This window comes from Streptomyces sp. NPDC031100 (assembly GCF_055570785.1).
In genome coordinates, this window is sequence record NZ_JBVIGN010000006.1 from 204,506 (window position 1) to 210,505 (window position 6,000).

Annotated in this window: 6 protein-coding genes; 3 read left to right on the forward strand and 3 right to left on the reverse strand. The window is 72.9% G+C overall.

Features of this window, described 5'->3' with window-relative positions:
* Positions 1-265 precede the first annotated feature (265 nt).
* Positions 266-1,204 carry an alpha/beta hydrolase fold domain-containing protein gene (locus ACZ5DS_RS19140; RefSeq protein WP_468239772.1) on the forward strand — a complete coding sequence of 313 codons (939 nt, stop codon included), beginning with the start codon at positions 266-268 and terminating at the stop codon, positions 1,202-1,204.
* Between the two features lie 71 nt (positions 1,205-1,275).
* Here ACZ5DS_RS19140 and ACZ5DS_RS19145 read toward each other — a convergent pair whose 3' ends face one another.
* Positions 1,276-2,277 (reverse strand): LacI family DNA-binding transcriptional regulator, encoded by a 1,002-nt coding sequence (locus ACZ5DS_RS19145; protein WP_468239775.1) that lies wholly within the window; start codon positions 2,275-2,277, stop codon positions 1,276-1,278.
* Between the two features lie 254 nt (positions 2,278-2,531).
* On the opposite strand from ACZ5DS_RS19145, the gene ACZ5DS_RS19150 reads away from it, so the two are divergent.
* Positions 2,532-3,791, forward strand: a complete 1,260-nt coding sequence (locus ACZ5DS_RS19150) for an MFS transporter (RefSeq protein ID WP_468239778.1) — start codon at positions 2,532-2,534, stop codon at positions 3,789-3,791.
* 130 nt (positions 3,792-3,921) lie between these two features.
* Here the strand turns inward: ACZ5DS_RS19150 and ACZ5DS_RS19155 are convergent, their stop codons facing one another.
* A complete protein-coding gene (locus tag ACZ5DS_RS19155; RefSeq protein ID WP_468239781.1) occupies positions 3,922-4,401 on the reverse strand; it encodes a hypothetical protein in 480 nt (159 codons plus the stop codon).
* Between the two features lie 106 nt (positions 4,402-4,507).
* Between ACZ5DS_RS19155 and ACZ5DS_RS19160 the strand changes: the two genes are divergently transcribed.
* On the forward strand, positions 4,508-4,873 hold the full coding sequence (locus tag ACZ5DS_RS19160) for a MerR family transcriptional regulator (RefSeq protein ID WP_468239784.1): 366 nt from the start codon (positions 4,508-4,510) through the stop codon (positions 4,871-4,873).
* A gap of 28 nt (positions 4,874-4,901) precedes the next feature.
* Here the strand turns inward: ACZ5DS_RS19160 and ACZ5DS_RS19165 are convergent, their stop codons facing one another.
* Positions 4,902-5,681 carry a lysozyme gene (locus ACZ5DS_RS19165; RefSeq protein ID WP_468240340.1) on the reverse strand — a complete coding sequence of 260 codons (780 nt, stop codon included), beginning with the start codon at positions 5,679-5,681 and terminating at the stop codon, positions 4,902-4,904.
* Positions 5,682-6,000 lie beyond the last annotated feature (319 nt).

The following is a 6,000-nucleotide window of genomic DNA, read 5'->3' on the forward strand; positions in this document are numbered from 1 at the left end:
GAACACGGCGGCGAGCGCCGAGCTGCAGTTCCGCAAGGCCGGCACCACCACGTACAGCGGTGATTACGTCCACCTCACTGCGGGCTGACGTGAGCCCAGTCAGGACTCCAGGACGCGCTCCGCTCTCCACCGGATTCCGGACCCCTCGCCACCGGATTCCGGAACCCCTCGCGCGCCCTCTCGTAAGACGAGAGTTACACGTGTAACATCCTCGCCAGCACGAGACCCGAGCAGTCGCTCCGGCTGATCACGGAAGGCCCCGGACATGACCTCAACCGCGCCCGCCCCGGTCGACACGGGCTGGCCCCCGCCCCCGTTCCTGGCGCCCACCCCGCCCTTCGTCGACACCCACGGCGTACGGCGTTTCCACGGGCTGACCTACGCCCGGACGCCGGGCTACCGTCCGCGCCTGCTGGACGTCCACGTCCCGGCCGCGGAGGGCGCCGTGGCGGCGGTCGTCTGGATCCACGGCGGCGGCTGGCTGGAAGGCGACCGTCGCTATCCGCCGCCGACCGTGCCCGTGGAGCTGCTGCACGGAGCGGTCCTCGGCGCCGGCCTGGCCCTGGTGAGCATCGACTACCGGCACAGCCTCGAAGCGCCCTTCCCCGCGCAGCTGCACGACGTCAAGGCGGCCATCCGGTACGTACGGCGGCACGCCGGCCTCTTCGGCATCGACCCGGAGCGGATCGGCGCCTGGGGCGAGTCGGCGGGCGGCCATCTTGCGGCCCTGGCCGGGCTCGTCCGCGCGGACGCCGGCGGAGCCGCCCTCGAAGGGCTGGACGGCGTACCGGACGAGGACAGCGGTGTGCGGGCGGTGGTCGACTGGTACGGCGTCTCGGACATCGAGCCGCTGCTCGCGCAGCCCACCCTGCCGCCCGTCCCGGGCGGGCCGCCGTACCCCGACCCCATCGCATCCCTGCTCGGCGGAACGGAGGAGGACCGGCCGGAGCGCGCCCGCGTCGCGAGTCCGGTGACGTACGTGCACGGGACGACTCCGCCGCCGTTCCTGCTGATCCACGGCCGGGAGGACCAGGTCGTCCCGTTCAGCCAGAGCGAGGCGCTGGCCGCGGCGCTGCAGCGGGCGGGCGGCGACGTGACACTGCGCGTCGTGGAGGGGGCCGACCACATCTTCCTGGGTTCGGCGGAGGTGCCCGCCATCGTCGCGGAGAGCGTCGACTTCCTGCGGCGCCATCTGACCGCCTGACTGCCTGACCGCCCGGCCACCTGATCCGTCGCCGCCCGGCCGACGGTGAGCGTGTGCCGCCGGCCGGGCGGTCAGGCGGACTCGCGGCGCACCAGGGCCGGTTCGATGCCGGGCAGCGGTTCGGCGGTGCCGTACTCGATCAGTGCGTGCAGCGTCGCCGCCACCTGGGCGGCCGAGGGCGGGTCCAGCCGGATCGTCGTCAGGGACGGCCGCTGCAGGGCCGCCGTCACCAGGTCGTCGGAGCCGACCACAGCGACGTCCGCGGGGACGTCGACGCCCTCGTCCTGCAGGGCGCGCAGCAGCAGCGCGGCGTATTCGTCGTTGTAGGCGAAGACGCCGTCCAGCTGCGACTCCGCCCAGTTGCGGGCGAGTTCGGCGGCGGACGCGTACGTGTACTCCATCTCCACCGGGGTCACGGTCGCCACGGTCCGGGCTGCCACGCTGCGCGCGCCGGCCAGCCGGGGGGCGGCGAACGCGGACAGGCCCCGCTCCCTGGGCATGAGCACGGCCAGGCGCCGTCGGCCGTTCGCCACCAGGTGCTCGGCGGCGAGCACGCCCACGCGCTGATCGTCGAAGGCGACCGTATGGACGCCCTCGACGGGCTGCGGCGCGAACGCCATCAGGGCGCGGACACCGGCCCGCTGCAGCACCTCCACGCTGCCGGCGGTGAGGCTGGAGCCGTCCAGCCCGAGCACGGCGCCGGGGCGCAGCTCCGCCCAGGCGCGGGCCGCGGTGACAGGGTCGGCGTACCGGCCCGCGTGCAGGACGGCGGTGTAGCCGTAGTGGTCCAGCTCGGTGTGGAGGTCGTCGATCCAGCCGCTCACCAGGCGGCCGACGGCGGACACGGCGGCCGGGATCAGCACCAGGTTGTTGCGCCCCGCGCGCAGTGAGCGGGCCGCCGCGTGCGGCACGTACCCGAGCGTGTCCGCGGCGGCGAGGACCTTCGCGCGGGTCGCCCCACTGACCCGGTGGGCCTGGGTGTTGTTGAGCACGAAGGAGACGGTGGCGCGTGAGACGCCCGCCAGCCGTGCCACATCGGCGCTGGTGACGGCAGCGGCCGGTTTCCTCGCCATGCTTCCCTTCCGCCCCCGGCAGCCGGTTCCCGGGACAGCCCCAGGTTACACGCGGGTCTGGCAACACGAGTAAGCAACGACCCGGCCTCATCGACGTACCACCTCTGTTCATGCCGACCCTCGGGGTGCTACACAAGACCCACTCGTTGAGGTTACTCGTGTAATCAATGAGCCGACACCCACGGTTTCCCCCCGCAGAGCCGCCCCCACCGGCTCGTTCTCCCTGCTCGAACCCCTCATTCCCAGGAGTCGACATGACCCCGCTCTCCCCGACAGAAGACGTCCGGCCGGCCGCCGCCGGGGCCCCCGAGTCCCGGCGGCGGGGCCTGATGGCGCTGCTGCTGGTCGCCAACGCCTCGATGTACGCCGTCTACATGGGTGTCGGGTCCGTCCTGCTGCCCACGCAGGTCGAGGCGATCGACCCGCATCACAAGGTGGCGCTGCTCGGCCTGATCGGCGGTGTCAGCTCGGTGTTCGCCACCGCGTGCAACCCCGTCGCCGGGGCCCTGTCGGACCGCTCCGGGCGTCGCAACCCCTGGGTGCTGGGCGGGGCTCTGGCCTCGCTGGCCGGTCTCGCGCTCCTGGGCAGCGTGCGCACGGCCCTGCTGGTCGGGATCGCCTGGTGTCTCGTCCAGGCGACCATGAACGTCTACCAGGCCGCCGTCACCGCCATCGTGCCCGACCGCGTCCCGGCCGACCGCCGGGGCACGGCCTCCGCCCTGGTGGGCCTCGCGCTGCCCGTCGGCGGCACGCTGGGCGTGCTGATCGCCTCCAGAACCGCCGACCATCTCTCCGCGGGCTACCTCACCCTCGGCCTCGTCGCCGCCGGGGCCGCGGTCCTGCTGACGGCGCTGTGCCGGGACGTCCCGCGCGAGCCGAGCGCCGAGCCCGCGCCGTCGCTGCCCCTGCGCCGCCGGGTGACGGTCTTTCTGTCCGCGCTGAGCAGCGGCGACTTCCGCTGGGCGTTCATCGGCCGGGCGCTGATGGTGCTGGGCTACTTCTCCGTCGTCGGCTACCAGCTCTACATCCTCGACGACCACATCAGGCTGCCCGAGGGTCTGCGGCCGGCGGAGGCGATGGCCGTTCTCACCCCCGTGTCGATGGCGGCGATGGCCGTCTCCACCGTGGTCGGGGGTCTGTTGTCGGACCGCTGGAACCGGCGCAAGGTGTTCGTGGGCGTGTCCGCGGCGCTCGCCGGTCTCGTCATGGTCGTCCCGGTGCTGGCGCCCACCTGGCCGGGCATGCTCGTCTTCAGTGCGCTCAACGGGCTCGCGTTCGGCTGCTTCATGGCCGTGGACACCGCCGTGGTCACGCTCGTCCTGCCCCGCGCGGAGGATGCCGCACGCGACATGGGCGTGCTCAACATCGCCAACGCCGGTCCGCAGATCGTCGCGCCGTTCGTCGCGTCCGCCGTGGTCACCGCGCTCGGCGGCTACACCCCGCTGTTCCTGTTCGGCGGCGCCCTGTCGCTGCTCGGCGCGCTGGCCATCCTGCCCATCCGCGGCGTGCGCTGAGCCCGCCGCCCGCTTCCTCCCCCTACGGCGACCCCTTCGAGGAGGCACGGACGGCACCTGGAAGGTGAGCGTGGCGGACGGCCCCGCCCGGCCGGGAGGCGGCGCCGAGTCGGTCGAGGCCGTCCGGGCATCACCGGGCGTCGGCGCCGGCCGGGTGAGCGGCGGCCGGGCCGGCGGGGTCGGCCATGAGGTCGGTGCGCCGTGCCCGCCGCCACGGCGCGAGTTGAGCGAGACCGAAGGCCGCCTCCACCACGAGGAAGGGCAACAGCAGCCGCGGTGCACCGTGGCCCACGGCGTACGCCTGCCATGTGGCGAACAGGGTGCGCGCCACTCCGTCGAGCAGTCCGTGCACCGGAAGCGGCCTGACGATCCGCAGGAGCGCCCAGACCACCACGACCGAACCCATCAGATTCGCGTACAGGGTCTGCATCGGGTCGAGGGCGGGCAGGCCGCCCAGCCCGAGGGCGCCGCCCAGCGAGGACAGCGCGTCGTGCACCAGCGCGTAGGTCCAGGGCGTGGCGAATCCCGCTGTGACGACGAGGTCGTACCAGGCGCTCGCGCGGACGACGCGGAGATAGGCGTGGCCGGAGGGGACGAAAGAACGGATCACGACGAGGCTCCTGCCGGTCTCGTGGAAGCGACGCCTCACGGTAAACAGTGGAGTACTCTCCAAGGTCAAGTCCTCAAGTCCTCAAGTCCCGGTTCGGCGGAGGGTCATGCGCATCGGAGAGCTCGCCGCGCAAGCGGGTCTGACCAAGGACACCATTCGCTTCTACGAGAAGATCGGCCTCGTCACAGGTCGACGGCTGGCCAACGGCTACCGCGACTTCCCGCCGGAGACGGTGACCTGGCTGCACTATGTCCGCACCGCACAGACGCTCGGCTTCTCGCTGGCCGAGATCGCGCGGACCGGCGAGGAACTGAGCGACGCGCCGGACGCGGCCGAGGCGTTGTCCGCGCTGTTCGAGGAGAAGATCCAGGTCATCGACGCGCGCATGGCCGAGCTTGCGGTTCTGCGGGCCGACCTCGAAGCGCGCGTCGGTACCGGATGCCCGCTGCGGGCGGCCGGCCGGGCCGGCTGAGCAGTGAACCTCCTGACCCGACGGCGGGTCAGCCGTTGGCGAGGGCCTTGACCCTGTCCACCGCGCCGTTGAACCTGTCGTGGTCCCCGACCGTCGGGCCGGAGGAGGTGTACTGCCACATCGTGTACGTCGACCAGCCCGACGGCAGCGTCCCCACCGCCGAGGCGTACCGCGCGATCCAGAGGGGGTTGGTCGCGCCGAAGCCCGCGTAGTTGCCGGTGCACTGCGTCCACCAGCTGGTGGCCGTGTAGATGACGGCGTGGCGGCCGGTGCGGGACTTGTAGCGGTTCAGGAAGTCGCGGATCCAGGTGACCATGGCGCTCTGGGACTTGCCGTAGCAGTCGTCGCCGTACGGGTTCCACTCGATGTCGAGCACGCCGGGCAGGGTCTTGCCGTCCTTGGACCAGCCGCCGCCGTGGTCGACGAAGTAGTCGGCCTGGGCGGCGCCGCCCGTGGCGTCCGGGATCGCGAAGTGGTAGGCGCCGCGGATCATGCCGATGCCGTAGGAGCCGTCGTACTGCTGGGCGAAGTAGGGGTTTTTGTAGTACGTCCCCTCCGTCCCCTTCATGTACGCCCATCGGACGCCGCTGCCCCACAGGGTCGACCAGGAGACGTTGCCCTGGTAACTGGCGACGTCCACGCCTTCGGTCTGGGTCGCGCGGGGGACGTTCACCGAGTCGTCCTCGGTGATGTCCACGCCGTCGTGGGTGAGCACGCCCATGCCCATGTAGGCGCTGCCGCGCCGGGGCAGGGACTGGGACGGGGACTCGGCCGGCGAGGGCACGGCCGCGGGGATCGACAGGGACAGCAGCAGGCCGGTCAGGACGCCGGTGACGGACCAGCGTGAGCGGCGGCGAAGGGATATGTCGCTTGTCACGCATCCATCTGACCCGCCGTGGGTCCGCACCGCACTCCGGGTGCCGTCCAACGCGGCCATTCCGGGCCGGTCTTTAGGCCAGGCGGGTGGCTCGGCGACCGGGCCCGCATGGTCGTGGGGGGGGGGGGGGGGGGGGGGGGGGGGGGGGGGGAAGGAGGAGGGGGGGGGGGGGGGGGGGGGGGGGGGGGGAGGGGGGGGGGGGGGGGGGGGGGGGGGGGGGCGGGGGCGGGCCGAGTTAGGGGGGGTGGGG

What these genes read in the sequence shown, in the direction of transcription:
- ACZ5DS_RS19160 (WP_468239784.1), top strand. Translation starts at nt 4,508, where the DNA reads ATGCGCATCGGAGAGCTCGCCGCGCAAGCGGGTCTGACCAAGGACACC.
- ACZ5DS_RS19145 (WP_468239775.1), bottom strand. Translation starts at nt 2,277, where the DNA reads ATGGCGAGGAAACCGGCCGCTGCCGTCACCAGCGCCGATGTGGCACGG.
- ACZ5DS_RS19140 (WP_468239772.1), top strand. Translation starts at nt 266, where the DNA reads ATGACCTCAACCGCGCCCGCCCCGGTCGACACGGGCTGGCCCCCGCCC.
- ACZ5DS_RS19150 (WP_468239778.1), top strand. Translation starts at nt 2,532, where the DNA reads ATGACCCCGCTCTCCCCGACAGAAGACGTCCGGCCGGCCGCCGCCGGG.